The sequence below is a fragment of the Streptococcus mitis genome (assembly GCF_003942965.1).
In the GTDB taxonomy this organism is placed as follows: Bacteria; Bacillota; Bacilli; order Lactobacillales; family Streptococcaceae; genus Streptococcus; species Streptococcus mitis_BH.
In genome coordinates this window covers 68,316-93,885 of record NZ_RJOG01000002.1, presented here as the reverse complement: position 1 = coordinate 93,885, position 25,570 = coordinate 68,316, and the positions used below count along the sequence as shown (strand labels likewise).

Below are 25,570 nucleotides of genomic sequence, written 5' to 3'. Positions count from 1 at the left end.
AGTAAATATGATACAATCTTACTTGAAAAAATAAAAAAGGAGATTTGTTATGAAATCAAAAGCTTTAGCACTTTATAGTGGTATTGTTGGTTTAGTAGGTGGACTCTACTTGCTTATTGCTCCGTTTCTTTTACTAGCAGCAGTTGTGAGTACAGCTGCTACAGCAACAGCTACCCAGAGTCCTGAATTAACTGCATCTACAACAGTTGCAGGAGTTGCAGGAGTTTTACTTCCAACTATTTTAAAAATTGCTATTTTAGTTTTAGGAATTGTTGCGATTGTATACTATAAGGGAGAAAGTCGCGTTGGTTCGGCTCCTTCTGTTCTATTAATCGTAGGTGGAGCAGTTGGCTTGATTCCAGCCCTTGGTTGGGTAGGAGGAATCCTAGCAATTATCGGTGGTTCACTATTTTTAGGAAGTCTCAAAAAATTCAAAGTTGAAGGATAAAAAATAAGGAAAAGGATTGCCAAACAGTCCTTTCCTTTTTGGTTTTGACTAGCTTTTTTGTGAAAAATTGTGTAAAATAGAATAGATAAACGAGGGGAAACCTCGGAAAATTTAAAGGAGAATCCATCTAATGGTAAAATTGGTTTTTGCTCGCCACGGTGAGTCTGAATGGAACAAAGCTAACCTTTTCACTGGTTGGGCTGATGTTGATTTGTCTGAAAAAGGTACACAACAAGCGATTGACGCTGGTAAATTGATCAAAGAAGCTGGTATCGAATTTGACCAAGCTTACACTTCAGTATTGAAACGTGCGATCAAAACAACTAACTTGGCTCTTGAAGCTTCTGACCAATTGTGGGTTCCAGTTGAAAAATCATGGCGTTTGAACGAACGTCACTACGGTGGTTTGACTGGTAAAAACAAAGCTGAAGCTGCTGAACAATTTGGTGATGAGCAAGTTCACATCTGGCGTCGTTCATACGATGTATTGCCTCCAAACATGGATCGTGATGATGAGCATTCAGCTCACACGGATCGTCGTTACGCTTCACTTGACGATTCAGTTATTCCAGATGCTGAAAACTTGAAAGTGACTTTGGAACGTGCCCTTCCATTCTGGGAAGATAAAATCGCTCCAGCTCTTAAAGATGGTAAAAACGTATTCGTAGGAGCTCACGGTAACTCAATCCGTGCCCTTGTAAAACACATCAAAGGTTTGTCAGATGACGAAATCATGGACGTGGAAATCCCTAACTTCCCACCATTGGTATTTGAATTTGACGAAAAATTGAACGTAGTTTCTGAATACTACCTTGGAAAATAAAAAATTGTAAGTCTAGAATTGATTTCTAGGCTTTTTATGTTAGTATGGTAGTATGATAAGGAATAAAAAACAAGATTATGTGCTGACCTACAAGCAACCAGCTTCAACCACTTACAAGGGGTGGGAAGAAGAGGCTTTACCGATTGGCAATGGTTCTTTAGGTGCTAAAGTATTTGGGTTTATAGGTGCTGAGCGGATTCAATTCAATGAAAAAAGTCTTTGGTCTGGTGGTCCACTTCCTGATAGTTCAGATTATCAGGGTGGAAATCTTCAGGATCAGTATGGTTTTTTAGCTGAGATTCGGCAGGCTTTGGAAAAGAGAGATTACAATACTGCTAAGGAACTGGCTGAGCAGCACCTAGTTGGGCCCCAAACGAGTCAATATGGGACCTATCTGTCCTTTGGAGATATTTTCATTGAGTTCAGCCGGCAAGGTAAGACTTTGTCTCAGGTGACGGATTACCAGAGACAGCTGAATATCAGTAAGGCACTTGCGACGACTTCTTATGTACATAAAGGGACTATGTTTAAACGAGAAGCCTTTGCGAGTTTTCCAGATGATCTCTTGGTTCAGCATTTTACTAAGGAAGGGGCGGAAACTCTAGATTTTACTATAGAACTGACCTTGACAAATGATTTGGCTTCTGATGGAAAGTATGAGCAGGAAAAATCTGATTACAAGGAATGCAAGTTGGATATTACTGGTTTTTATATCTTGATGAAGGGAAGAGTTAAGGACAATGCCCTGCAGTTTGCTAGTTGTCTAGCTTGGGAAACAGATGGGGATATTAGAGTTTGGTCAGATAAGGTTCAGATATCAGGAGCCAATTATGCCAATCTCTTCTTGGCCGCTAAGACGGATTTTTCCCAAAATCCTGCTAGTAATTATCGCAAGAAAATAGATTTAGAGCAACAGGTAAAAGACTTGGTGGAGATAGCTAAAGAAAAGGGCTATACCCGATTGAAATCAAGGCATATTGAGGACTACCAAGCTTTATTCCAGCGTGTTCAATTGGATTTGGGAGCTGATTTTGAATCATCCCCTACGGATGATTTGCTAAAAAATTATAAGCCACAAGAGGGGCAGGCTTTGGAGGAGTTGTTCTTCCAGTATGGACGGTATTTATTGATTAGTTCTTCTAGAGACTGCCCAGATGCTCTACCAGCTAACCTACAGGGAGTCTGGAATGGGATCGATAATCCTCCGTGGAATTCGGACTATCACCTGAATATCAACCTGCAGATGAATTATTGGCCAGCCTATGTTACCAATCTCCTAGAGACGGCTTTTCCAGTTATCAACTATATCGATGATTTGCGAGTCTATGGTCGTCTAGCGGCTGCAAGGTATGCAGGAATCGTCTCTCAGAAAGGTGAGGAGAATGGTTGGTTGGTTCATACTCAAGCGACTCCTTTTGGCTGGACGGCACCTGGTTGGGATTACTATTGGGGTTGGTCACCAGCTGCCAATGCGTGGATGATGCAAACGGTTTATGAAGCCTATTTATTTTATAGGGACCAAGACTATCTCAGGGAGAAAATTTATCCCATGTTGAGGGAAACGGTTCGTTTTTGGAATGATTTTTTACATGAGGATCAGCAGACGCAACGTTGGGTGTCCTCTCCGTCTTATTCCCCAGAACATGGTCCGATTTCGATTGGCAATACCTATGACCAATCTCTGATTTGGCAGTTATTTCATGATTTTATTCAGGCTGCTCAGGAATTGGGGCTGGATGAGGACTTGTTGACTGAAGTCAAGGAAAAATTTGATTTACTAAATCCTCTTCAAATCACTCAATCTGGTCGAATCAGGGAGTGGTATGAGGAGGAAGAGCAGTATTTTCAAAATGAGAAAGTGGAGGCCCAGCATCGGCACGCTTCCCATCTGGTGGGACTCTATCCTGGAACTCTCTTTAGCTATAAGGGACAAGACTATCTTGTTGCGGCGCGTGCTAGCCTCAATGATCGTGGAGATGGTGGCACAGGCTGGTCCAAGGCTAATAAGATCAATCTTTGGGCGCGTCTAGGAGATGGCAATCGAGCCCATAAATTATTAGCAGAGCAGTTAAAGACATCCACTTTGCCCAATCTTTGGTGTAGCCACCCTCCTTTTCAGATAGATGGTAATTTTGGTGCTAGCAGTGGCATGGCAGAAATGTTACTCCAGTCTCATACAGCTTATCTAGTTCCTCTAGCTGCCCTACCCGATACTTGGTCAAGAGGTTCCGTTTCAGGCTTAATGGCACGTGGACATTTTGAAGTTAGCATGAGTTGGGCGGATAAAAAACTCTTACAGTTGACCATTTTATCAAGAAGTGGGGGAGATTTGCGAGTCACTTATCCAGGCATTGAGAAGAGTGTGATTGAAATGAATCAAGAAAAAGCAGAAGTGAAATGCATGGGGAAAGATTGTATTTCAGTGGCGACAGCAGAAGGTGATCTTGTTCAATTTTATTTTTAAGAAGGTGATAGAAGGCAGTAGTTTGAGACTGCCTTTTGATAAAGATTTGAGAATGTAAGCAGTTTCCAACTAGTTGAAAAAGCGTTATAATGGTAATAGGAAGTAATTTGTTTAAGAGAGGGTGGGTTTGATGGCTTATATTGAGATGAAACATTGTTACAAGCGATATCAAGTTGGGGATACGGAGATTGTGGCCAATCGTGATGTGAATTTTGAGATTGAAAAAGGGGAGCTGGTGATTATCCTTGGTGCATCTGGTGCAGGCAAGTCAACGGTTCTTAACCTTCTTGGGGGAATGGATACCAATGATGAAGGGGAAATCTGGATTGATGGTGCCAATATTGCAGACTATAGTTCCCACCAGAGGACCAATTATCGTAGAAATGATGTCGGTTTTGTTTTTCAGTTTTATAATCTAGTTTCCAATCTAACCGCTAAGGAAAATGTGGAGTTGGCTTCAGAAATCGTGACAGATGCCTTGAATCCTGACCAGGTCTTGACAGATGTCGGTCTGGCTCATCGTCTCAATAACTTTCCAGCCCAGCTTTCTGGAGGGGAGCAACAGCGAGTCTCCATTGCACGCGCGGTAGCTAAAAATCCTAAAATTCTCCTTTGTGACGAACCGACAGGCGCCTTGGATTATCAGACGGGCAAGCAGGTTTTGAAAATTCTGCAAGATATGTCTCGTCAAAAGGGAGCGACGGTAATCATCGTGACTCACAATGGAGCTTTGGCGCCCATTGCTGATCGCGTGATTCATATGCACGATGCCAGTGTCAAGGATGTGGTGAGGAACCAGTATCCTCAGGATATCGACAGTTTGGAGTACTAGCATGATCAAGCGAAAAACCTATTGGAAGGACTTAATTCAGTCCTTCACAGGCTCCAAGGGACGTTTTTTATCCATCTTAACCTTGATGATGTTAGGGTCTCTAGCCTTAGTAGGCCTCAAAGTGACTAGCCCCAACATGGAGGCGACAGCTAATGCTTATTTAACAACTGCTCAAACCTTGGATTTGGCAGTCATGTCTAACTATGGTTTGGATCAAGCAGATCAAGAAGAACTAGAACAGACGGAGGGCGCAGAGGTTGAGTTTGGCTATTTGACAGATGAGACTATGGATAATGGCCAGGATGCTATTCGGCTGTATTCCAAACCAGAGCGAATTTCAACCTTTCAGATAAGAGAGGGACGACTTCCTCAGTCAGACAAGGAAATCGCTTTGGCCACTCATTTGCAAGGCCAATACAGCATGGGACAGGAGATTAGTTTTAAAGAAAAAGAGGAGGGTCATTCCTCTTTAAAAGACCATACTTATACCATTACTGGTTTTGTGGATTCGGCTGAAATCCTCTCCCAGCGAGATATGGGCTACGCAGGAAGTGGAAGTGGGACTCTGACAGCCTATGGAGTGATTTTACCTAGTCAGTTTGATCAGAAAGTCTACAATATAGCTCGTTTGAAATATCAAGATTTGTCAGGATTAAATGCTTTTTCAGCAGCTTATGAAGAGAAATCCAAGCAACATCAGGAAGAACTTGAACAAGTTCTATCTGATAATGGCAAGGCACGTCTACAACTCTTGAGAAAAGAAGGACAAGAGTCTCTAGACAAAGGCAAAGAAACCCTTGATAAGGCTGAGACTAATTTGCAGGAAGGCAAGCGTCGTTTAGCAGTTGCTCAAGCTCGTTTACAGGCTCAGGAAAGTCAACTAGCCTTGCTTCCTCAAGCCCAGAGAGAGCAAGCTAGTTCTCAACTTACCCAAGCTAAGCAGGAATTGGGCAAGGAAGAGGACAAACTAAAGCAGGCTGAACAGAATCTAGCTCAAGAAAAGGAAAAATTAGAAAAACATCAGCAAGTATTGGATGATTTGGCTGAGCCCAAGTATCAAGTCTATAATCGTCAGACCATGCCTGGCGGTCAGGGCTACCTCATGTACAGCAATGCTTCAGCCAGTATTCGGGCAGTGGGCAATATCTTTCCTGTAGTGCTTTATGCCGTAGCAGCTATGGTGACCTTTACAACCATGACTCGCTTTGTGGATGAAGAGAGAACAAATGCAGGTATTTTTAAGGCCTTGGGTTATCGTAGCAAGGATATTATTGCAAAGTTTCTCCTCTACGGTCTAGTAGCTGGGACTGTCGGAACGGCTCTAGGTAGCATACTTGGACATTATTTACTAGCCGGTGTGATTTCAAGTGTCATTACAAAAGGCATGGTGGTGGGAGAAACCCAGATTCAGTTCTATTGGACCTATAGCTTACTGGCTCTTGTCTTGAGTTGGTTGGCGAGTGTGTTACCAGCCTACTTGGTAGCTCGTAGGGAACTTCATGATGAAGCGGCCCAGCTTTTACTACCTAAACCTCCTGTTAAAGGAGCTAAAATCTTACTGGAGCGCATCGGTTTTATCTGGCGCCGTCTCAGTTTTACTCATAAGGTAACAGCCCGAAATATCTTCCGTTATAAGCAGCGGATGTTGATGACGATCTTTGGTGTGGTAGGTTCTGTAGCCCTGCTCTTTGCAGGTTTGGGAATCCAATCCTCTGTAGCAGGAGTTCCGTCTAGACAGTTTCAACAAATCCAACAGTATCAGATGATTGTTTCTGAAAATCCTAGTTCGACCAATCAGGATAAGGTAAATCTAGAAGAAGTGTTGAAAGGGCAGGACATCAAAGCCTACCAGAAAATCTATTCTAAAACGCTAGACAAGGATTTCATAGGTAAGGCTGGTCTTCAAACTATTACCCTTATGATGACAGAGAAGGAGGATTTGACTCCATTTATCCATCTGCAACATCATCAGCAAGAGTTGACATTAAAAGATGGAGTTGTCATCACAGATAAACTTGCCCAGCTGGCAGGTGTCAAGGTTGGACAGACTCTAGAAATTGAAGGTAAGAAGCTAAAGGTCGCTGCCATTGCTGAGAACTACGTTGGTCATTTTATTTATATGAGTCAGACTGACTATGAGCAAATTTACGGACAGCTACCCCAATCCAACACTTATCTGGTCTCGTTAAGGGATACCAGTGCGACTAGTATCGAAAGACAGGCCGGCTTACTTATGAATCAATCTGCGGTGTCCAGCGTTGTCCAAAATGCTTCAGCCATTCGACTCTTCGACTCCGTCGCCAGCTCACTCAATCAGACCATGACCATCTTGGTCATCGTATCGGTTCTGTTGGCTATTGTTATCCTCTACAATCTAACCAATATAAACGTAGCTGAGAGAATCCGTGAACTCTCCACTATCAAGGTTCTCGGTTTTCATAATAATGAAGTCACTCTCTACATTTACCGTGAGACGATTGTGCTGTCCCTTGTGGGAATCGTACTTGGTTTGGTATCTGGTTTCTATTTACACCAATTTTTGATTCAAATGATTTCTCCTGCGACTATTCTCTTTTATCCGCAGGTAGGCTGGGAAGTCTATGTAATTCCAGTGGCAGCAGTAAGCATCATTTTGACCCTGCTTGGTTTCTTCGTCAATCATCATCTGAGAAAGGTTGATATGCTTGAAGCTTTGAAATCTATAGAGTAATACTCAATGAAAATCAAAGAGCAAACTAGGAAGCTAGCCGTAGGTTGCTAAAAGCACCGCTTTGAGGTTGCAGATAAAGCTGACGTGGTTTGAAGAGATTTTCGAAGAGTATAAGGCAGTTGTTTTTATTTGATTGAACTTATATTTACTCGTAAACAAAAATCCTCTGTCCCAAAGAGTAGGGAACTCTTTGGGACAGAGGATTTTTTCTATAGGGCTTTAGTGGCTGCAATTGCGGCTTCGAAGTTTGGTTCAGAGTTGATATTGTCCACGTATTCAACGTAGCGAATCGTATTGTCAGTATCGAGAACAAAGACTGCGCGTGCCAATAGGTGCCACTCATTGATTAAGAGGGCGTAATCACGTCCAAAGGAATGGTCGAAATAGTCTGAGAGCATGATGGCATTTTCAATACCTTCAGCACCACACCAACGTTTTTGAGCAAAAGGGAGGTCCATTGAAACAGTCAAGACAACCGTATTATCCAGTCCAGCCAGTTCTTCATTAAAACGACGCGTTTGAGTTGAGCAGATGCCTGTATCGATAGAAGGCACGACACTCAAGACTTTTTTCTTCCCATCAAAATCAGCTAGAGATTTTTTAGAAAGGTCTGTTGTAGTGAGAGAAAAATCAAGTGCCTTGTCGCCGACTTGTAGTTGTTTACCTGTAAAGCTAACAGGATTTCCGAGAAAAGTTACCATAGGATACTCCAATCTTTTTTCTTCCATTTTAGCTGAAACAGTCGGAATTTTCCAATGATTTGACCGGAAATATGGGTATAGAAAAAACGTCAATTCGGAAAAGAATGACGTTTTTCAGAGGCTTATACTCAATGAAAATCAAAGAGCAAACTAGGAAGCTAGCCGCAGGTTGCTCAAAGCACCGCTTTGAGGTTGCAGATAAAGTTGACGTGGTTTGAAGAGATTTTCGAAGAGTATTATTTTGCCAATCCTTCAGCAATCTTGTCAAGGTTGTATTTCATCATGTTGTAGTAGCTGTCGCCTTCTTTACCTTGTTCTGCGATAGAGTCAGTAAAGATTTGTGCGTAGATTGGGATGTTTGTGTCTTGTGAAACAGTCTTCATTGGACGGTCATCCACACTTGATTCTACAAAGAGGGAAGGAGTTTTTGTTTGGCGAAGTTTTTCAACCAAGGTCTTGATTTGGTCAGGAGTTCCTTCTTCTTCAGTATTGATTTCCCAGATATAGGCACTTGGGACACCGTAGGCTTTAGAGAAGTATTTGAAGCATCCTTCACTGGTTACGATCAATTTCTTATCAGCAGGGATGTTGTTAAATTTCTCTTTAGCTTCCTTGTCAAGTTTGTCTAGCTTATCAGTATATTCTTTGAGATTTTTTTCGTAGAATTCCTTGTTGCTAGGATCTTTAGCGCTCAATTGTTTTGCGATGTTTTTAGCAAAAATCATCCCATTTTCAAGATTGAGCCAAGCGTGTGGGTCTTCTTTTCCTTTTTCGTTTTGGCCTTCAAGGTAGATAACATCAACGCCTTCGCTGACTGCAAAGTAGTCTTTGTTTTCAGTTTTCTTAGCATTTTCTACCAATTTTGTAAACCAAGCATTGCCACCAGTTTCAAGGTTGATACCGTTGTAGAAAATCAAATCAGCTTGAGAAGTTTTCTTGACATCTTCAGGAAGTGGTTCGTATTCGTGTGGGTCTTGGCCAACAGGAACGATACTGTGAAGATCAATCTTGTCACCAGCAATATTTTTAGTAATATCAGCGATGATTGAGTTTGTAGCAACAACTTTTAGTTTTTGACCAGAAGCTGCATCTTTTTTTCCGCTAGCACATGCTACGAGAACAATAACGGAAAGAAAAAGAACCAACAATGTACCTAATTTTTTCATTAGATCCTCCAATTTATTGGGGCTTTACCCCTTATTTTAACAAATGTTTATTTTTCAGTTTCAAATATCGTTGTTTTGGAGCGATAAAGAAGCTAATGAGAAAGAAACTAGCAGCTGTAAGCACGATACTAGAACCTGCCGCAACGTTAAAGCTATAACCGATAAAGAGTCCCAAAACTGAAGCAGTAGCTCCAAAGGTTGAGGAAAGGAAAATCATACTTTTCAGGCTATTAGCATATAGATAAGCAGTTGCAGCTGGGGTAATCAGCATGGCTACAATCAGGATAGTTCCGACACTTTGCATGGCTGTCACAGACACGAGAGTCAGGAGTACCATGAGAAGGTAGTGATAGAAATTGACAGGCATTCCCATGGCTTTAGCCAATAGTTCATCAAAGGAAGTTATCAAGAGTTGCTTGAAGAAAATCCAGATTAACAAGAGAATGACTGCCCCAACACCCATAGTAATAAACATATCCGTATCTTGGACGGCTAGGATATTACCAAAAAGGATATGGAAAAGGTCAGTTGAACTTTTAGCGACACTAATCAAGATGATACCGAGGGCTAAGAAAGAAGAAAAGGTAATGCCGATGGCGGTATCGCTTTTGATAATCGAGTTCCCCTTGATGTAGGTAATGATGATAGCAGCTAGCAATCCAAAGACAATGGCTCCGATAAAGAAGTCAAGGCCTAAGATGAAGGAGAGGGCTACACCTGGCAAGACAGCATGTGAAATGGCATCTCCCATGAGTGACATCCCGCGTAGAATGATGAAACATCCTACAGCTCCAGCTACGACCCCGATGACAATGGCTGTTATCAAGGCATTTTGTAAGAAATGGAATTTTTGCAATCCATCGATAAATTCTGCAATCATAGGTCACCTCCATTGAAAAAGAGTCGATTACCGTAAGCTTCTTTGAGATTGGCTTCGGTAAAGGTTTCTTTGGTTGGACCAAAGGAAATCACTTCTCGATTGACAAGCAAGACTTGATCGAAGTAGTGGGGAACCTTGCTGAGGTCGTGGTGAACGATGAGAACCGTCTTCCCAGCTTTTTTCAGATCTCTCAGCGTATTCATGATGATTTCCTCACTGACAGAGTCAATCCCAACAAAGGGTTCATCCAAGAGGATATAGTCGGCTTCCTGCACCAAACATCTGGCAATCAAGACCCGCTGGAATTGACCTCCAGACAGTTGACTGATTTGCCGTTCAGCGTAGTCAGCTAGGCCGACGATTTCAAGGGCTTCTTTCACTTTCTTCCAATGTTTAGCCTTTAAACTTCGAAAGAGAGGGATAGAGGGAAAGAGTCCTAGCGAGACGCATTCCTTGACCTTGATGGGAAAGTTGTAGTCGATATTGATTTTTTGTTCGACATAGGCGATTCGGTGTAAGGATTTTTTAACTTCCTTGTCATCGAGAAATGCCTGACCTTGATGTGGGATAATTCCCAGCATCCCTTTTAATAATGTTGATTTTCCAGCACCGTTTGGACCAATAATACCGGTAATTGTTGGTCCGTGGAGCGCTAGTGAAATATCCTTAAGTGCCAACGTTTCTTTGTAGGAGACACTGAGGTTTTCGATACGTATCATAAACTTGTATTCCTCCTGCCTCTTAATATACATTAAAAAAAAAATTAAGTCAAGTTAATTTTTGAAAAAATTAAAATAATAACTGAAAAATGATAGAAAAGGAAAGTTCATTTTTAATTGCATTCCCAGGTAATTTTTGTTAAGCTAAAAACAAGTACAAATGAAAGCGAGAACAAGATGACACGTTATCAAGATGATTTTTATGATGCAATCAATGGAGAATGGCAGAAGACAGCTGAAATTCCAGCAGATAAGTCTCAAACTGGAGGTTTTGTTGATTTAGACCAGGAAATTGAAGACTTGATGCTTGCGACAACAGACAAGTGGTTGGCAGGTGAAGAGGTGCCTGAGGATGCTATCTTGGCAAACTTTGTCAAATACCACCGCCTAGTTCGTGATTTTGACAAGAGAGAAGCTGACGGTATTACACCTGTTTTGCCTCTTCTTAAAGAATTCCAAGAATTGGAGACTTTTGCAGATTTTACAGCTAAACTAGCAGAGTTTGAGCTTGCAGGAAAACCAAACTTTCTTCCTTTTGGTGTATCGCCAGACTTTATGGATGCCAGAATCAATGTTCTATGGGCCAGTGCTCCAAGCACAATTCTGCCAGACACGACCTACTATGCAGAAGACCATCCTCAGCGAGAAGAGCTCTTGACTCTTTGGAAAGAAACCAGCGCAAATCTCCTCAAGGCTTATGATTTCTCTGATGAAGAAATTGAAGACTTGCTAGAGAAAAGACTTGAATTGGACCGCCGAATTGCAGCAGTGGTGCTTTCTAATGAAGAAAGTTCAGAGTATGCTAAACTTTATCATCCATATGATTACGAAGATTTCAAGAAATTTGCGCCTGCCCTACCTTTGGATGACTTCTTCAAAGCTGTTCTTGGACAAGTGCCAGACAAGGTTATCGTAGACGAGGAACGTTTCTGGCAAGCAGCAGATCAATTCTATAGTGAAGAAGCTTGGCCTCTCCTCAAGGCAACCTTGATTTTGAGTGTTATCAATCTTTCTACCAGTTATTTAACGGAAGAAATACGTGTCTTGTCAGGTGCCTACAGTCGTGCACTTTCTGGAGTTCCAGAAGCCAAAGACAAGGTTAAGGCAGCCTACCAGTTAGCACAAGGTCCATTCAAACAAGCCTTAGGTCTCTGGTATGCCCATGAAAAATTCTCTCCAGAGGCTAAGGCGGATGTGGAGAAAAAAGTGGCAACTATGATTGATGTCTATAAGGAACGCTTGGCTAAAAATGACTGGTTGACTCCTGAAACTCGTGACAAGGCCATCGTCAAACTCAATGTCATCAAGCCTTATATTGGTTATCCAGAAGAATTGCCAGAACGCTACAAAGAGAAGGTAGTGGATGAAAATGCTAGTCTTTTTGATAATGCTCTAGCCTTTGCGCGTGTGGACATCAAGCACAGTTGGAGCAAGTGGAACCAGCCTGTAGACTATAAGGAATGGGGTATGCCTGCTCATATGGTCAATGCCTACTACAATCCACAGAAGAACCTGATTGTCTTCCCAGCAGCTATTTTACAAGCGCCTTTCTATGACTTGCACCAGTCATCTTCTGCTAACTACGGGGGTATCGGGGCGGTTATTGCCCATGAAATTTCCCACGCCTTTGATACCAACGGAGCGTCCTTTGATGAAAATGGTAGCCTCAAGGATTGGTGGACAGAGAGCGACTATGCTGCCTTCAAGGAGAAAACACAAAAAGTTATTGACCAATTTGATGGACAAGATTCTTATGGAGCAACTATCAATGGTAAATTGACTGTGTCAGAAAACGTGGCTGACTTGGGAGGAATCGCTGCAGCGCTTGAAGCAGCTAAGAGAGAAGCAGACTTCTCAGCAGAAGAATTCTTCTACAATTTCGGTCGCATCTGGCGCATGAAAGGTCGTCCAGAATTTATGAAACTTTTGGCTAGCGTTGATGTGCACGCGCCAGCCAAACTCCGTGTCAATGTACAAGTACCAAACTTCGATGATTTCTTTACAACCTATGATGTCAAAGAAGGAGACGGTATGTGGCGTTCGCCAGAGGAGCGCGTCATTATTTGGTAATGAATGGTATTTACCAAATGAAATACTAAAATCCGTAAATGTGCAAAGGATGGGTTAAAGAGGTTAACATGAAGAAATTTTTAATGATGTTTTCAGCTATTCTTACTGTTTTTGTTTTAGCATCTTGTGGTGCAAACAAAAAAGATGAAAAAATAGAACCTTCGACAACACAATCATCTTCTACCAAAGAGGAACAGAAGGAAACCTCTACGAAGTCAGAGAGCCAAACAAGTACAAGTTCTTTAATGTCAACTCCGTCAACAACAGTGGAAACGAAAAGCGAAACAGGAAAAGATTTGTACGAGGAAGTAATAGAGCGCTACAATCACTATCAGGCTCTTTTAAGTATCGGTGACCGAGAATCCTTGTATGAAAAGTTGAAACAGAACAAGATTTTTTCTGAAGAGTACGGCTATATCTTTACACTAAGCACCTACGATAAACCAGCTAGTCTCCATTATGTATACGCTGATTTAAATAATGACGGTCAAGATGAATTGATTATTGGAGATAAAAAATATATAGGGGCCATTTACTATTTAGAGAATAAACAACCAAAGTTGCTTCATACAGCTTATGTAGCTTCTGCAGGTGGTTTTCGTTCCAGTTTAGTTATTTATGAAAACGGTCAAGTCAGATATTCAGACTGGCAGTCAACACGACCAGAAATGAACTTAAGTCTGTATGCTTTTGATAAAGACGGAGCACAGAAGATTAAAGAAGGTATTTTTCAAATTGGTAGTGATCAAAAGCCAGAGCAAATCTTAGAGATTTCTTCTAATGAACTTGATTTAGCTAAATTTGAATGGAAAGAATTTGAGCCAGCTAACTAATGTTTGATGAAATTCAATACTAGGCTAGATTCTAAAATCAAAGAATGGAGAATTGAATAGCAATACACAAAAACCAAGGATAAAAATTCCTTGGTTTTTTGCTACCTAGAAAAATGGATTGAAGGTCTTTTCATGGGTGATGGTCGTAGCTGGACCATGCCCTGGATAGACATCATAGTTTGGTAGGGTGAAGAGTTGAGTTTTGATACTATGGAGGAGCTGCTCCGTATTACCAGTTGGGAGGTCCGTCCGTCCGATGGTTTCACGGAATAGAGCATCACCTGTCAAGACCAAATGAGCTTGAGGAAAGACGATAGAAACGCCGCCGATAGAATGTCCTGGTGTTGGTAAGACAGCAAAACGAAATTCCTCCATTTGATATTCCTCATGAAAGACAAAGGTGTGTTCAGCAGGTTTTGCGACCACATCTGTCATATCATCGTGACGGGGAAGTCCAGAGAGATTATCGACGGGAGTATAGAGCCAGCTGGCTTCACTCTCTGCAATATAGACTGGAGGATTGCCAAAAGTCTCGCGAACCAAGTCTAGGCTCATGATATGGTCATAATGGGCGTGGGTCAAGAGAATAGCGCAGATTGGTTTATTGATTTTCTCTATTGTCTGACGAATGGTTTCCCAATGGCTACCAGGATCTACCACGATGAGGTGCTTTTCACCTTCTAGGTAATAGGTGTTTTCATAGGCAACAGGATTCACGGTTTTATGGATTTTCATATTATCTCCAATCTCAAAGAATGTACTAAATTAAGTATAGCACAGTTAGGGAGAATAAGCATAAAAAGGAAATAGTTATAGGAAGGGGTATATTTTATTCTATTTCATCTTCTATCTATAAATAAAGGCGTAACTCTAAGTATCAAGAGTTATGCCTTTTTAAATTTGTTTCATAAGATAGAACTAGTTCAAGAATAATTCAACAATCATCTCGATATACATGACAAGGGTTAATAAGAATCCTGCACGCCAGAAGAATTTGATGAATTTAGGATAGTAAAAACTTCTTTTTTTAAGAAGAAAGAAAAAAACGAGGATAATAGCCAGGAGGGAGAGAAGCAAGCCTAGTCTTGGTAAAAAACTATGAGTAAAGGTTTTAGATGTAATCAGATAATACTCAAATACCAATATAGGAAAAGCTAAATCCGCAAAGTTGAAGCCTATTTTTTTTAATCTAAATAGTTTGGTCACGATAATACAGACTACTAAGGTCAGTACCAATAATAAAATAGATGCTATTTTCATTAAAATCATATCCATATTGTATCATAAAAAATCGCTAAAGGAAACGAGAAACAGAGGAATTTATAGGAAAGTCAGGCTTTTGAGATTGTGGGTGTTTTTTGTTATAATGAAAGTTATGAAATCTTATAATACCTTGAATGATTATTATCGAAAACTCTTTGGAGAAAAGACTTTTAAAGTCCCTATTGATGCGGGATTTGATTGTCCCAATCGTGATGGGACTGTGGCTCACGGAGGCTGTACTTTTTGTACGGTTTCAGGTTCTGGAGATGCTATCGTAGCACCGGATGCGCCTATTCGTGAGCAATTTTATAAGGAAATTGACTTTATGCATCGTAAGTGGCCAGATGTGCAGAAGTATCTGGTTTATTTTCAAAATTTTACCAACACCCATGAAAAGGTGGAAGTCATCCGAGAGCGCTATGAGCAGGCTATCAACGAACCGGGTGTAGTAGGAATCAATATTGGAACGCGCCCAGACTGTTTACCAGACGAAACCATCGAATATTTGGCTGAGTTGTCGGAGCGAATGCATGTGACGGTTGAATTGGGCTTGCAGACCACTTATGAAACAACCTCTGACCTGATTAACCGTGCACATTCCTATGAGTTGTACGTGGAAACGGTCAAGCGTTTGAGAAAGTATCCCAAGATTGAGATTGTTTCCCATCTGATCAATGGACTTCCTGGTGAAACCCATGAGATGATGATTGAAAATGTCCGTCGCTGTGTCACGGATAACGATATTCAAGGGATTAAACTGCATTTGCTCCATCTTATGACAAATACTCGTATGCAAAGAGATTATCATGAAGGACGCTTGCAGTTGATGAGCCAGGACGAATATGTCAAGGTCATCTGCGATCAATTGGAAATCATTCCGAAACATATTGTCATCCATCGAATCACAGGAGATGCACCTAGGGATATGCTGATTGGGCCTATGTGGAGTCTCAATAAATGGGAAGTCCTCAACAGCATTGAGATGGAGATGCGACGTCGCGGAAGCGTTCAAGGATGCAAGGCTGTAAAACAGGAGTTTGAAAATGAAAAGACCACTTGAGATGGCACATGATTTTTTGGCTGAGGTAGTGACAAAAAAGGATATCGTAGTGGATGCGACCATGGGAAATGGTCATGACACGCTTTTTCTAGCCAAATTAGCCAAGAAAGTCTATGCCTTTGATATTCAGGAGCAAGCCTTGGAAAAGACGCAAGAGCGTTTGAACCAAGCTGGCCTGACAAATGCCCAGTTAATCTTGCAAGGCCATGAGACACTGGATCAGTTTGTGACAGAAGCCAAGGCAGGAATTTTTAATCTGGGGTATCTGCCGTCAGCTGATAAGTCTGTCATCACCCGACCACAGACAACGATTGAAGCATTAGAAAAGCTGTGTGGCTTACTTGTCAAAGGTGGACGGATTGCTATCATGATCTATTATGGTCATGAAGGAGGCGACCTCGAGAGGGATGCTGTCTTGGATTTTGTTAGTCAGTTGAACCAACAAGAGTACACAGCTGCCATTTACCGAACTTTAAACCAAGTCAACAACCCACCATTTTTAGTAATGATTGAAAAATTAGAGAGATATAGACATGGATAAACAATACCTACGTGAAAAGCTGGATGCCATGCGCCAGAATTTTGTTGAATCAACCCACCACGAACGAGCGGTGGGGGTGTTAGATCAAGCACACATGAGCAAAAAAATGCTTAAAATCAAGAAAAAATTAGTTGCTCTTGAAATGGAACGGTGCCAGAAAAAAATTGAGCACAAGGATTGTTCCAAGATTGACCAAAAAATCAAAGAGCAGAAGGAGATATTTGAATCCTGTTGTAAAAAAGATTAAGGAGGACGTGCGTGGAATTACTGATTTACCTCATCCTATTTTTACTGGTCTTGATTGTCTCAAGTACAACCAATAAGCTCCTGCCCTTTTTACCTCTCCCTTTGGTGCAAATTCTTTTGGGAATTGTGATTGGTCTCTTTTTACCCAATGCCGACTTTCATCTTAATACGGAGTTGTTTTTGGCACTGGTTATTGGACCCTTGCTTTTCCGAGAGTCGGAGGAAGCAGATATTACGGCTATTTTAAAACACTGGCGAATCATTGTTTATCTCATATTTCCAGTGATTTTTATCTCGACCTTGAGTTTGGGTGGCTTGGCCCATCTTCTTTGGCTCAGTCTTCCCTTGGCGGCTTGCTTGGCTGTTGGGGCAGCCCTTGGCCCTACGGACTTGGTTGCCTTTGCCTCTCTTTCGGAGCGCTTTGGCTTTCCTAAGCGTGTGTCCAATATTCTTAAGGGTGAAGGACTCTTGAATGATGCTTCTGGCTTGGTTGCCTTTCAGGTAGCTTTGACAGCTTGGACAACTGGAGCCTTTTCCCTTGAACAAGCTAGTAGTTCGCTCATCTTTTCAATCCTAGGCGGTTTTTTGATTGGCTTTTTAACAGCCATGACCAACCGTTTCCTCCATAGCTTCTTGCTAAGTGTGAGAGCAACGGATATTGCTAGTGAGCTCCTTCTGGAATTGAGTTTGCCCTTGGTAACCTTCTTCCTGGCAGAAGAAGTCCATGTTTCAGGGATTATTGCCGTTGTGGTTGCTGGTATTTTAAAGGCAAGCCGTTTTAAGAAAATTACGCTCCTAGAAGCCCAAGTGGATACGGTAACCGAGACGGTCTGGCACACAGTGAACTTTATGCTCAACGGTTCTGTCTTTGTGATTTTAGGGATGGAGTTGGAAATGATAGCAGAGCCTATCTTGACCAATCCAATCTATAATCCCTTACTGTTATTGCTATCTCTTATAGCCCTGACCTTTGTCCTCTTTGCCATTCGTTTTGTCATGATTTATGGCTATTATGCCTATAGGACTAGACGTCTCAAGAAAAAGCTAAATAAGTATATGAAGGACATGCTTCTTTTGACCTTCTCAGGTGTCAAGGGAACGGTGTCGATTGCTACGATCCTTCTGATACCAAGTAATCTAGAACAGGAGTATCCTCTCTTGCTTTTCCTTGTCGCAGGTGTGACGCTGGTAAGCTTTTTAACAGGTCTCTTGGTCTTGCCTCATCTTTCTGATGAACAGGAAGAAAGCAAGGACTATCTCATGCATATCGCCATTTTGAATGAAGTAACAATAGAGTTGGAAAAAGAGTTGGAAGATACCAGAAATAAGCTTCCTCTCTATGCAGCCATTGACAATTATCATGGACGTATTGAAAATCTCATCCTGAGTCAAGAAAACAAGGGAGCTCAAGAAGACTGGGAGGCCTTGAAACTTCTCATCCTCAGTATTGAAAGTGATGGTTTAGAACAGGCTTATGAAGAGGACAAGATGAGTGAGCGTGCTTATCGGGTTTACCAACGTTATTTGAAAAACATGGAACAAAGTATCAATCGCAAGTTTGCTTCACGATTGACCTATTATTTCCTTGTTTCCTTGCGGATTTTACGTTTTCTCCTTCACGAAGTCTTTACTCTTGGCAAGACTTTTCGCAGTTGGAAAAATGAAGAATCACAGAAACTCAGAGCCCTTGACTATGACCAAATTGCAGAGCTCTATCTAGAAAATACAGAGATGATTATCGAAAGTTTGGAGAACCTAAAAGGGGTTTATAAGAGTTCTTTGATCAGCTTCATGCAGGATTCTCGTCTCCGAGAAACAGCTATTATCACCAGTGGTGCCTTTGTCGAACGGGTTATCAATCGTGTCAAGCCCAACAATATCGATGAAATGCTGAGAGGCTATTATCTGGAGCGCAAGTTGATTTTCGAATATGAAGAAAAACGATTGATTACGACCAAGTATGCCAAGAAGTTACGACAAAATGTGAATAACTTAGAGAACTATTCTCTGAAGGAAGCTGCCAATACCCTCCCTTATGATATGATGGAATTGGTAAGAAGAAATTAATCAAGATTATAAGTGAAGGAGTGTGACATGAAGAAGTGGTGGAAAGAGCTGATAGATAAGCCTTTATTAAAAGCTTTTTTGCATTATTATCAAGCATCAGATAGTGAGTTGACCAGTGTCGCAGTAGCCTACTATTGGTTGATTTCGATTTTTCCACTTCTTTTGGTGGTGGTTAATATCCTCCCTTATTTTCAGATTCCAGTTTCTAATTTTTTAAAGGTTGTCAATGAATTTTTGCCCGATACCATGTATGATGTGGTTGCAAAGATTATTACAGAAGTGCTAACCCAACCGTCAACGGGTTTATTGAGTTTTGCGGTTTTGTCAGCCCTCTGGACCTTTTCAAAATCCATGAATTTCCTACAGAAAGCCTTTAATAAAGCTTACGGAGTAGCTAAAAATCGTGGGATGATTTCTCATCAACTCATGAGTTTGTTTGTCAGTTTTGGTCTGCAGATTCTCTTTGCCTTAGCTCTTTTTCTGAGTGTCTTTGGTCGCATGCTTCTCAACCTTATCAAAAGTTACTGGAAATCGGATAGTCCTCTCTTTGATTATCTGCAAGACCTAACAGGCCCTTTGGTCTATGCTTTGATTTTTGCAATCTTGGTCATGCTTTATTATTTCCTGCCAAATGTTAAGGTGCGACGGATTCGCTATGTATTGCCAGGTAGCACCTTTGTCTTATTGACTCTGATTTTATTACTTAATATCTTTTCAGTCTATATCAACAACTATGTTAATCACCTCGTGGACGTCCGTTTTTTCAGTTCCATCGTCGTGGTGGTCATGATGTTCTGGTTTATTCTCATTGCTAAGATTTTGATTGTCGGCGCGGTTATCAATGCCAGTGTTCAGAGCTTGAAAGATCCGAGCTTGAGAATAAATTAACTCAATTTTTATCCATAGCAAAACGCATACTATCAAGTTTTTATAATGCCTGATAATATGCGTTTTTTCATTATGAAATTAATAGATAAACATGGCATCGCCAAAACTAAAGAAGCGGTAGTGTTCTTGGATAGCATGGTGGTAGGCATCTAAGACTAATTCGCGACCTGCAAAGGCAGAAACCAACATGACCAGAGTTGATTTTGGTAAGTGGAAGTTGGTTGAGAAGGCATCCACGACCTTCCACTCATAGCCAGGTTTGATAAAGATATTGGTCCAGCCGGAATCTGCTTGGATTTGCCCATCAAACTTGGAACCAATAGTCTCCAAGGTGCGGATAGAAGTGGTTCCGACAGCGATGACACGGCCTCCATTTTCTTTGACAGAGCGAAGGGTGCTAGCAGCCTCCTCAGAAAGCTGGTAGAATTCTGAGTGCATTTCGTGTTCGTCCAGATTGTCAACTGAAACAGGTCTAAAGGTTCCGAGTCCGACATGAAGAGTCAAATAGACTAGATGAACACCCTTAGCTTGGATTTCTGCTAGCAGTTCTTTGGTGAAGTGAAGACCAGCAGTAGGTGCAGCAGCAGAGCCACTTTCCTTGGCGTAAACAGTTTGATAGCGTTCACGGTCATCCAGTTTTTCGTGGATATAAGGCGGTAGCGGCATTTCACCCAGACTTTCCAAGACTTCTAGGAAAATTCCTTGGTATTCAAAGCGGACAATGCGCCCCCCGTGGGTCAATTCTTCCGTAACGACTGCGCTGAGGCGACCATCACCAAAGCTGACACGAGTACCAATCTTGAGGCGTTTGGCAGGTTTAGCCAGAACTTCCCACTCATCGCCACTAATGTTTTTGAGTAGGAGCAGTTCCACATGACCTCCTGTTTCCTCTTTTTGACCATAGAGGCGGGCAGGGAGAACACGGGTATCGTTCATAACAAGTGCATCACCTGGTTCCAGCATATCAATAATAGAGTGGAAGTGTTTATCCTGCATTTCTCCAGTTTCACGGTTGACAATGAGGAGTTTAGAGGCATCACGTTTTTCAAGAGGCGTTTGGGCAATCAATTCCTCAGGCAAGTGGAAATCAAAATCAGCTGTATTCATATATTTGTTCATTCTTTCTAAGTTCTAATCCTATCCATTATAACATGTTTCAAGTTTGGACGCTCTTTTTTTAGAAATTAAATCGTTTTCACTTGACAAAAATTGGTCTATACCATATAATAAATATAGATTGAAACGGAGGATAAAAAGATGAAAGTTATTAAAGTTGAAAACCAAATCGAAGGTGGAAAAGTTGCTTTTGAGATTTTGAAGGAAAAATTGGCCAATGGAGCTCAAACCCTAGGACTTGCGACAGGAAGTAGCCCACTTGAATTTTACAAGGAAATTGTTGAGAGTGACCTTGATTTTTCAAATCTAACCAGTGTCAACCTTGATGAGTATGTAGGACTTGATGGAGACAATCCTCAGTCTTACCGTCACTTCATGCAAGAAAACTTGTTTAACCAAAAACCATTTAAAGAAAGTTTCTTGCCTCGTGGTGTTAAGGATCATGCTGAAGCTGAAGTTGAACGCTACAACCAAATTTTGGCTGACCATCCAGTTGACCTCCAAATTTTGGGAATCGGTCGCAATGGACATATCGGATTTAATGAACCCGGTACTCCATTTGACAGTCAAACTCACCTTGTAGAACTTGACCAGTCTACTATCGAAGCAAACGCACGTTTCTTTGACAAGATTGAAGACGTCCCAACCCAAGCCATTTCAATGGGGATTAAAAATATCTTGGATGCCAAGTCAATCCTTCTCTTTGCTTATGGTGAGTCGAAAGCAGAAGCCATTGCCGGAACAGTGTCTGGCCCAGTGACTGAGAATCTACCAGCAAGTAGCCTACAAACCCACCCTGATGTGACGATTATTGCAGATGCTGAAGCGCTCAGTTTACTCGAAAAATGAATCTGAAGAATACTGTTAGCCATTCAATCCTTTGGGTTGGATGGTTCTTTAAAACTAAATTGATGTAAATAGAACGATGGTATAATAATAGAATCGTACTTGATTACTTGGTAGATAAACATTACATAAAAGTAAGTGATAGTTGACAGATAATAATATTTTTAAAAGGATTTTTTTATGAGAGAATATTCAGTAACTTATAATAATTTAACAAAAAAATTAAAAGAGCATTATAAACAACATAAATATAAAGGTCAAACTACTAGAGATGTTACATCTTTCGTAAGAAGCCATACAATCAATATTGAGACATTTCATGATTTAATAATGGAAATAGCAGAACTCTCATATAAAAATCCTGATGTCATGTTATTTTATAGAGGACAAAATAATAACTATGTAAAAAGTGAAAAAACTCAAAATGCTACTTTATATCCTACAATCTATCGTTCAAATAGTGAAAAAGATATCAATTTTGATTTTGATATTCTAGAAAAAACATCAACTATGTTAATGACAGAATTAGAAAAAGATAATAATGTGGATAAGGAAGAAATAAAAGAATTAAAGAAAATTAAATTACTTCAATACTCAATATTACAACACTATGAAGTGTGTAAGACGCCGTTATTAGATTTAACTCAGTCAATAAAAGTAGCGTGTTCATTTGCTATATTAGACAATAAAGATAAAACGGGCTATATTTACGTATTAGGAATGCCTTATGTAAATGGTAGGATTTCGGTAGACTCTGAAGATTATATTACAAACGTAAGATTACTAAGCATAAGTTCTAGCTCTTCAAAAAGACCGTTTTTTCAAGAGGGATATTTGGTACAGACAGAATTTGCTTCTAATGCTGATATAGAAAAAGGTGAACTAGATTTTAATAGAAGAATAGTTGCTATTTATAAATTTAAAAACACTAAAACCTTCTGGGGCTCTGAAAGACCTATTGAAAGGGAGAATTTATATCCAGAAGAAGATACAATGAAAGATATTTGTGATAGGCTTAAGGAGAGAAAATATGATTATATAGGGAATGAGGAAAATAGCGGAAATTTAACCGGAACATTTTTAAATTTGTGGAATAACTTAGAGGATGAGATAAGGTATAAAACCCAACTCAACGAATTTTTTAAAGGGTTAAAAGTACTTGAAAGAGGAAAGGATAAATTGTATGAAAAAAACAGTGATAGAATATATAAAATCCGTGTTTTTAGAAATAAACTTGTACACAATACTAAAGCAATTTCCGATAAAGATTTAGAAAATAAAATTGAAGAATTAAAGAAATTATTAAAAGATTTAAAAATAAGGTTTGAAGACATCAGTTAAATTCTTCTTAAATGTTCATAAGTAGACTTGAAAAAGAAATATTGCATGCTAATGATGGTTTTCAACTAGTTTCTTCTTGACAATTATTCCTTTTACGTGTAAAATAGAATAGATCTTGAACTTGAAGGGAGTGAAAAAAATGTCTAAAACAGTAGTACGTAAGAATGAATCTCTTGACGACGCACTTCGTCGTTTCAAACGTGCGGTTACTAAAGCTGGTACTCTTCAAGAAACACGCAAACGTGAATTCTATGAAAAACCTTCTGTAAAACGTAAACGTAAATCAGAAGCAGCTCGTAAACGTAAAAAATTCTAATTAGAAATGAAAGGCTAGAGAAATCTAGTCTTTTTCTTTTAAATAAATACTCCAAATCCTGCAAAAATCTCAAATATCCTCCTACAATTTGATATAATAGAGAGAAGAACTCATTTGAAGGAGGAAATGATGTCGGTTTTAGTAAAAGAAGTGATTGAAAAGCTTAGACTAGACATTGTCTATGGTGAACCAGAATTACTTGAAAAGGAAATTAATACCGCGGACATTACGCGACCTGGTCTTGAAATGACGGGCTATTTTGACTACTACACTCCAGAGCGAATCCAGCTCTTGGGAATGAAGGAGTGGTCCTATCTTGTTTCGATGTCCTCTCACAACCGTTACCAAGTCTTGAAAAAAATGTTTCTACCTGAGACACCTGCGGTTATTGTTGCCCGTGGTTTGGTGGTTCCGGAGGAAATGTTAAAGGCAGCCAGAGAATGTAAGATTGCCATTTTAACCAGCCGTACGGCAACCAGTCGTTTATCTGGAGAGTTATCTAGTTATCTGGATTCACGTTTAGCAGAACGGACCAGTGTGCACGGTGTCTTGATGGATATCTATGGTATGGGTGTCTTGATTCAGGGCGATAGTGGCATCGGTAAGAGTGAGACAGGTCTAGAGCTTGTCAAACGTGGTCACCGCTTGGTAGCTGATGACCGGGTCGATATCTTTGCCAAGGATGAGATTACTCTTTGGGGTGAACCAGCTGAAATCTTGAGACACCTGATTGAAATTCGTGGGGTTGGGATTATCGATGTCATGAGCCTCTACGGTGCGAGTGCCGTCAAGGATTCTTCACAAGTCCAGCTGGCTGTTTATTTGGAAAATTACGATACACATAAAACTTTTGATCGTCTGGGAAACAATGCAGAGGAACTTGAAATTTCTGGCGTATCTATTCCTCGTATTCGTATTCCAGTTAAAACAGGTCGTAATATCTCTGTCGTGATTGAGGCTGCTGCCATGAATTATCGTGCAAAGGAAATGGGCTTTGATGCGACTCGTTTGTTCGAAGAACGCTTGACAAATCTCATTGCTCAAAACGAGGTGTCTAATGCTTGATCCAATTGCTATTCATCTAGGCCCTCTAGCCATTCGTTGGTATGCCTTGTGTATTGTGACAGGCTTAATTTTGGCGGTTTATTTGACCATGAAAGAAGCGCCTAGAAAGAAGATCATACCAGACGATATTTTAGATTTCATCTTGATAGCCTTTCCCTTGGCTATTTTAGGAGCTCGTCTCTACTATGTCATTTTCCGTTTTGATTACTATAGTCAGAATTTGGGAGAGATTTTTGCCATTTGGAATGGTGGTTTGGCCATTTACGGTGGTTTGATAACTGGTGTCCTTGTGCTCTACATCTTTGCTGATCGTAAACTTATCAATACTTGGGATTTCCTAGATATTGCGGCGCCTAGCGTCATGATTGCCCAAAGTTTGGGTCGCTGGGGCAATTTCTTTAACCAAGAAGCTTATGGTGCAGCAGTGGATAATTTGGATTATCTACCTGGCTTTATTCGTGACCAGATGTATATTGATGGGAGCTACCGTCAACCGACCTTCCTTTATGAGTCTCTATGGAATCTACTTGGATTTGCCTTGATTCTGATTTTTAGACGAAAATGGAAGAGTCTCAGACGAGGTCATATCACTGCCTTTTACTTGATTTGGTATGGTTTCGGTCGTATGGTTATTGAAGGCATGCGAACAGATAGCCTCATGTTCTTTGGTCTTCGAGTGTCTCAATGGCTATCAGTTGTCCTTATCGGTCTCGGTATTTTTATCATTCTTTATCAAAATCGTAAGAAGGTCCCTTACTATATTTCAGAGGAGGAAAACTAAATGTTAGAAGTTGCATATATTCTTGTAGCCCTTGCTTTGATTGTATTTTTAGTGTATCTAATCATTACTGTACAAAAGCTTGGACGTGTTATCGATGAAACAGAGAAGACGATTAAAACCTTAACTTCAGATGTGGATGTGACCTTGCATCACACCAATGAATTGCTAGCTAAGGTCAATGTCTTGGCAGATGATATCAATGTCAAGGTGGCAACAATTGATCCACTCTTTAGTGCTGTTGCAGATTTATCTCTATCTGTTTCAGACCTCAATGACCATGCGCGTGTCTTGAGCAAGAAAGCTTCATCAGCTGGTTCAAAAACCATTAAGACTGGTGCAAGTTTGTCAGCTCTTCGTCTTGCAAGTAAATTTTTCAAAAAATAAAAAAGGAGAA

Annotated in this window: 25 protein-coding genes; 18 read left to right on the top strand and 7 right to left on the bottom strand. The window is 40.6% G+C overall.

Annotation, left to right across the window (positions count from 1 at the left end; all coding sequences use genetic code 11):
• Positions 1-49: 49 nt before the first annotated feature.
• The 5 genes from D8837_RS01315 (at position 50) to D8837_RS01295 (ending at position 7,277) form a co-directional block, all read left to right on the top strand.
• The gene (locus tag D8837_RS01315; RefSeq protein WP_084926177.1) at positions 50-448 is read left to right on the top strand and encodes a hypothetical protein; all 399 of its coding nucleotides are present in this window, start codon (positions 50-52) and stop codon (positions 446-448) included.
• 130 nt (positions 449-578) lie between these two features.
• Complete coding sequence (locus D8837_RS01310) at positions 579-1,271, top strand: phosphoglycerate mutase (protein WP_000240129.1); 693 nt, start codon at positions 579-581, stop codon at positions 1,269-1,271.
• A 52-nt stretch (positions 1,272-1,323) separates the two neighbouring features.
• A complete protein-coding gene (locus tag D8837_RS01305) occupies positions 1,324-3,735 on the top strand; it encodes a glycosyl hydrolase family 95 catalytic domain-containing protein (RefSeq protein ID WP_125455939.1) in 2,412 nt (803 codons plus the stop codon).
• A 130-nt stretch (positions 3,736-3,865) separates the two neighbouring features.
• Positions 3,866-4,567: an ABC transporter ATP-binding protein gene (locus D8837_RS01300; RefSeq protein WP_125455938.1), complete on the top strand. Its 702-nt coding sequence runs from the start codon at positions 3,866-3,868 to the stop codon at positions 4,565-4,567.
• Between the two features lies 1 nt (position 4,568).
• Positions 4,569-7,277, top strand: coding sequence for an ABC transporter permease (locus tag D8837_RS01295; protein ID WP_125455937.1), 2,709 nt, complete (start codon positions 4,569-4,571; stop codon positions 7,275-7,277).
• Between the two features lie 209 nt (positions 7,278-7,486).
• On the opposite strand, the gene tpx is transcribed toward D8837_RS01295, so the two are convergent.
• The 4 genes from tpx to D8837_RS01270 all read right to left on the bottom strand — a co-directional run bounded on the left by tpx (position 7,487) and on the right by D8837_RS01270 (position 10,743).
• On the bottom strand, positions 7,487-7,978 hold the full coding sequence (gene tpx, locus D8837_RS01285) for a thiol peroxidase (protein WP_023946176.1): 492 nt from the start codon (positions 7,976-7,978) through the stop codon (positions 7,487-7,489).
• A gap of 236 nt (positions 7,979-8,214) precedes the next feature.
• Positions 8,215-9,144, bottom strand: a complete 930-nt coding sequence (psaA, locus tag D8837_RS01280) for a metal ABC transporter substrate-binding lipoprotein/adhesin PsaA (protein ID WP_125455936.1) — start codon at positions 9,142-9,144, stop codon at positions 8,215-8,217.
• A gap of 31 nt (positions 9,145-9,175) precedes the next feature.
• On the bottom strand, positions 9,176-10,024 hold the full coding sequence (locus D8837_RS01275; protein ID WP_125455935.1) for a metal ABC transporter permease: 849 nt from the start codon (positions 10,022-10,024) through the stop codon (positions 9,176-9,178).
• On the bottom strand, positions 10,021-10,743 hold the full coding sequence (locus tag D8837_RS01270; protein ID WP_125455934.1) for a metal ABC transporter ATP-binding protein: 723 nt from the start codon (positions 10,741-10,743) through the stop codon (positions 10,021-10,023). Before D8837_RS01270 ends, D8837_RS01275 begins: the two co-directional genes overlap by 4 nt.
• Positions 10,744-10,920: 177 nt before the next feature.
• Between D8837_RS01270 and pepO the strand changes: the two genes are divergently transcribed.
• Positions 10,921-12,813 carry an endopeptidase PepO gene (gene pepO / locus D8837_RS01265; protein WP_125455933.1) on the top strand — a complete coding sequence of 631 codons (1,893 nt, stop codon included), beginning with the start codon at positions 10,921-10,923 and terminating at the stop codon, positions 12,811-12,813.
• Positions 12,814-12,881: 68 nt separating this feature from the next.
• Positions 12,882-13,646, top strand: a complete 765-nt coding sequence (locus D8837_RS01260) for a hypothetical protein (protein ID WP_125455932.1) — start codon at positions 12,882-12,884, stop codon at positions 13,644-13,646.
• 105 nt (positions 13,647-13,751) lie between these two features.
• Here the strand turns inward: D8837_RS01260 and D8837_RS01255 are convergent, their stop codons facing one another.
• Positions 13,752-14,381, bottom strand: a complete 630-nt coding sequence (locus D8837_RS01255; RefSeq protein ID WP_125455931.1) for an MBL fold metallo-hydrolase — start codon at positions 14,379-14,381, stop codon at positions 13,752-13,754.
• Between the two features lie 183 nt (positions 14,382-14,564).
• A complete protein-coding gene (locus tag D8837_RS01250; RefSeq protein WP_125455930.1) occupies positions 14,565-14,921 on the bottom strand; it encodes a DUF3397 family protein in 357 nt (118 codons plus the stop codon).
• A 91-nt stretch (positions 14,922-15,012) separates the two neighbouring features.
• Between D8837_RS01250 and D8837_RS01245 the strand changes: the two genes are divergently transcribed.
• The 5 genes from D8837_RS01245 to D8837_RS01225 are packed head-to-tail and all read left to right on the top strand — an operon-like array spanning position 15,013 to position 19,711.
• Complete coding sequence (locus tag D8837_RS01245) at positions 15,013-15,969, top strand: TIGR01212 family radical SAM protein (RefSeq protein ID WP_023946280.1); 957 nt, start codon at positions 15,013-15,015, stop codon at positions 15,967-15,969.
• The gene (locus D8837_RS01240) at positions 15,953-16,510 is read left to right on the top strand and encodes a tRNA (mnm(5)s(2)U34)-methyltransferase (protein WP_185755633.1); all 558 of its coding nucleotides are present in this window, start codon (positions 15,953-15,955) and stop codon (positions 16,508-16,510) included. The genes D8837_RS01245 and D8837_RS01240 overlap by 17 nt, the downstream gene beginning before the upstream one ends.
• Positions 16,503-16,757 (top strand): hypothetical protein, encoded by a 255-nt coding sequence (locus D8837_RS01235; RefSeq protein ID WP_060628599.1) that lies wholly within the window; start codon positions 16,503-16,505, stop codon positions 16,755-16,757. Before D8837_RS01240 ends, D8837_RS01235 begins: the two co-directional genes overlap by 8 nt.
• Positions 16,758-16,768: 11 nt before the next feature.
• Positions 16,769-18,823, top strand: coding sequence for a cation:proton antiporter (locus D8837_RS01230; protein WP_125455928.1), 2,055 nt, complete (start codon positions 16,769-16,771; stop codon positions 18,821-18,823).
• 27 nt (positions 18,824-18,850) lie between these two features.
• Positions 18,851-19,711, top strand: coding sequence for a YihY/virulence factor BrkB family protein (locus D8837_RS01225; protein WP_125455927.1), 861 nt, complete (start codon positions 18,851-18,853; stop codon positions 19,709-19,711).
• Between the two features lie 78 nt (positions 19,712-19,789).
• Here the strand turns inward: D8837_RS01225 and queA are convergent, their stop codons facing one another.
• On the bottom strand, positions 19,790-20,818 hold the full coding sequence (gene queA, locus D8837_RS01220) for a tRNA preQ1(34) S-adenosylmethionine ribosyltransferase-isomerase QueA (RefSeq protein WP_045611251.1): 1,029 nt from the start codon (positions 20,816-20,818) through the stop codon (positions 19,790-19,792).
• Between the two features lie 150 nt (positions 20,819-20,968).
• Between queA and D8837_RS01215 the strand changes: the two genes are divergently transcribed.
• The 6 genes from D8837_RS01215 (at position 20,969) to D8837_RS01190 (ending at position 25,560) form a co-directional block, all read left to right on the top strand.
• Complete coding sequence (locus D8837_RS01215) at positions 20,969-21,676, top strand: glucosamine-6-phosphate deaminase (protein ID WP_125455926.1); 708 nt, start codon at positions 20,969-20,971, stop codon at positions 21,674-21,676.
• A gap of 177 nt (positions 21,677-21,853) precedes the next feature.
• Positions 21,854-23,014, top strand: coding sequence for an FRG domain-containing protein (locus D8837_RS01210; protein WP_125455925.1), 1,161 nt, complete (start codon positions 21,854-21,856; stop codon positions 23,012-23,014).
• Between the two features lie 139 nt (positions 23,015-23,153).
• Positions 23,154-23,330 carry a 30S ribosomal protein S21 gene (gene rpsU / locus D8837_RS01205; RefSeq protein ID WP_000048054.1) on the top strand — a complete coding sequence of 59 codons (177 nt, stop codon included), beginning with the start codon at positions 23,154-23,156 and terminating at the stop codon, positions 23,328-23,330.
• Between the two features lie 129 nt (positions 23,331-23,459).
• Complete coding sequence (gene hprK, locus D8837_RS01200) at positions 23,460-24,395, top strand: HPr(Ser) kinase/phosphatase (protein WP_185755632.1); 936 nt, start codon at positions 23,460-23,462, stop codon at positions 24,393-24,395.
• Positions 24,388-25,176 (top strand): prolipoprotein diacylglyceryl transferase, encoded by a 789-nt coding sequence (gene lgt / locus D8837_RS01195; RefSeq protein ID WP_125455923.1) that lies wholly within the window; start codon positions 24,388-24,390, stop codon positions 25,174-25,176. The genes hprK and lgt overlap by 8 nt, the downstream gene beginning before the upstream one ends.
• Positions 25,177-25,560, top strand: coding sequence for a DUF948 domain-containing protein (locus D8837_RS01190; RefSeq protein ID WP_000895039.1), 384 nt, complete (start codon positions 25,177-25,179; stop codon positions 25,558-25,560).
• Positions 25,561-25,570 lie beyond the last annotated feature (10 nt).

Excerpts from the sequence above, each read along its gene's own strand:
- D8837_RS01315 (WP_084926177.1), top strand. The coding sequence starts at position 50 with ATGAAATCAAAAGCTTTAGCACTTTATAGTGGTATTGTTGGTTTAGTA.
- D8837_RS01310 (WP_000240129.1), top strand. The coding sequence starts at position 579 with ATGGTAAAATTGGTTTTTGCTCGCCACGGTGAGTCTGAATGGAACAAA.
- D8837_RS01305 (WP_125455939.1), top strand. The coding sequence starts at position 1,324 with ATGATAAGGAATAAAAAACAAGATTATGTGCTGACCTACAAGCAACCA.
- D8837_RS01300 (WP_125455938.1), top strand. The coding sequence starts at position 3,866 with ATGGCTTATATTGAGATGAAACATTGTTACAAGCGATATCAAGTTGGG.
- D8837_RS01295 (WP_125455937.1), top strand. The coding sequence starts at position 4,569 with ATGATCAAGCGAAAAACCTATTGGAAGGACTTAATTCAGTCCTTCACA.
- tpx (WP_023946176.1), bottom strand. The coding sequence starts at position 7,978 with ATGGTAACTTTTCTCGGAAATCCTGTTAGCTTTACAGGTAAACAACTA.
- psaA (WP_125455936.1), bottom strand. The coding sequence starts at position 9,144 with ATGAAAAAATTAGGTACATTGTTGGTTCTTTTTCTTTCCGTTATTGTT.
- D8837_RS01275 (WP_125455935.1), bottom strand. The coding sequence starts at position 10,024 with ATGATTGCAGAATTTATCGATGGATTGCAAAAATTCCATTTCTTACAA.
- D8837_RS01270 (WP_125455934.1), bottom strand. The coding sequence starts at position 10,743 with ATGATACGTATCGAAAACCTCAGTGTCTCCTACAAAGAAACGTTGGCA.
- pepO (WP_125455933.1), top strand. The coding sequence starts at position 10,921 with ATGACACGTTATCAAGATGATTTTTATGATGCAATCAATGGAGAATGG.
- D8837_RS01260 (WP_125455932.1), top strand. The coding sequence starts at position 12,882 with ATGAAGAAATTTTTAATGATGTTTTCAGCTATTCTTACTGTTTTTGTT.
- D8837_RS01255 (WP_125455931.1), bottom strand. The coding sequence starts at position 14,381 with ATGAAAATCCATAAAACCGTGAATCCTGTTGCCTATGAAAACACCTAT.
- D8837_RS01250 (WP_125455930.1), bottom strand. The coding sequence starts at position 14,921 with ATGGATATGATTTTAATGAAAATAGCATCTATTTTATTATTGGTACTG.
- D8837_RS01245 (WP_023946280.1), top strand. The coding sequence starts at position 15,013 with ATGAAAGTTATGAAATCTTATAATACCTTGAATGATTATTATCGAAAA.
- D8837_RS01240 (WP_185755633.1), top strand. The coding sequence starts at position 15,953 with ATGAAAAGACCACTTGAGATGGCACATGATTTTTTGGCTGAGGTAGTG.
- D8837_RS01235 (WP_060628599.1), top strand. The coding sequence starts at position 16,503 with ATGGATAAACAATACCTACGTGAAAAGCTGGATGCCATGCGCCAGAAT.
- D8837_RS01225 (WP_125455927.1), top strand. The coding sequence starts at position 18,851 with ATGAAGAAGTGGTGGAAAGAGCTGATAGATAAGCCTTTATTAAAAGCT.
- queA (WP_045611251.1), bottom strand. The coding sequence starts at position 20,818 with ATGAATACAGCTGATTTTGATTTCCACTTGCCTGAGGAATTGATTGCC.
- D8837_RS01215 (WP_125455926.1), top strand. The coding sequence starts at position 20,969 with ATGAAAGTTATTAAAGTTGAAAACCAAATCGAAGGTGGAAAAGTTGCT.
- D8837_RS01210 (WP_125455925.1), top strand. The coding sequence starts at position 21,854 with ATGAGAGAATATTCAGTAACTTATAATAATTTAACAAAAAAATTAAAA.
- rpsU (WP_000048054.1), top strand. The coding sequence starts at position 23,154 with ATGTCTAAAACAGTAGTACGTAAGAATGAATCTCTTGACGACGCACTT.
- hprK (WP_185755632.1), top strand. The coding sequence starts at position 23,460 with ATGTCGGTTTTAGTAAAAGAAGTGATTGAAAAGCTTAGACTAGACATT.
- lgt (WP_125455923.1), top strand. The coding sequence starts at position 24,388 with ATGCTTGATCCAATTGCTATTCATCTAGGCCCTCTAGCCATTCGTTGG.
- D8837_RS01190 (WP_000895039.1), top strand. The coding sequence starts at position 25,177 with ATGTTAGAAGTTGCATATATTCTTGTAGCCCTTGCTTTGATTGTATTT.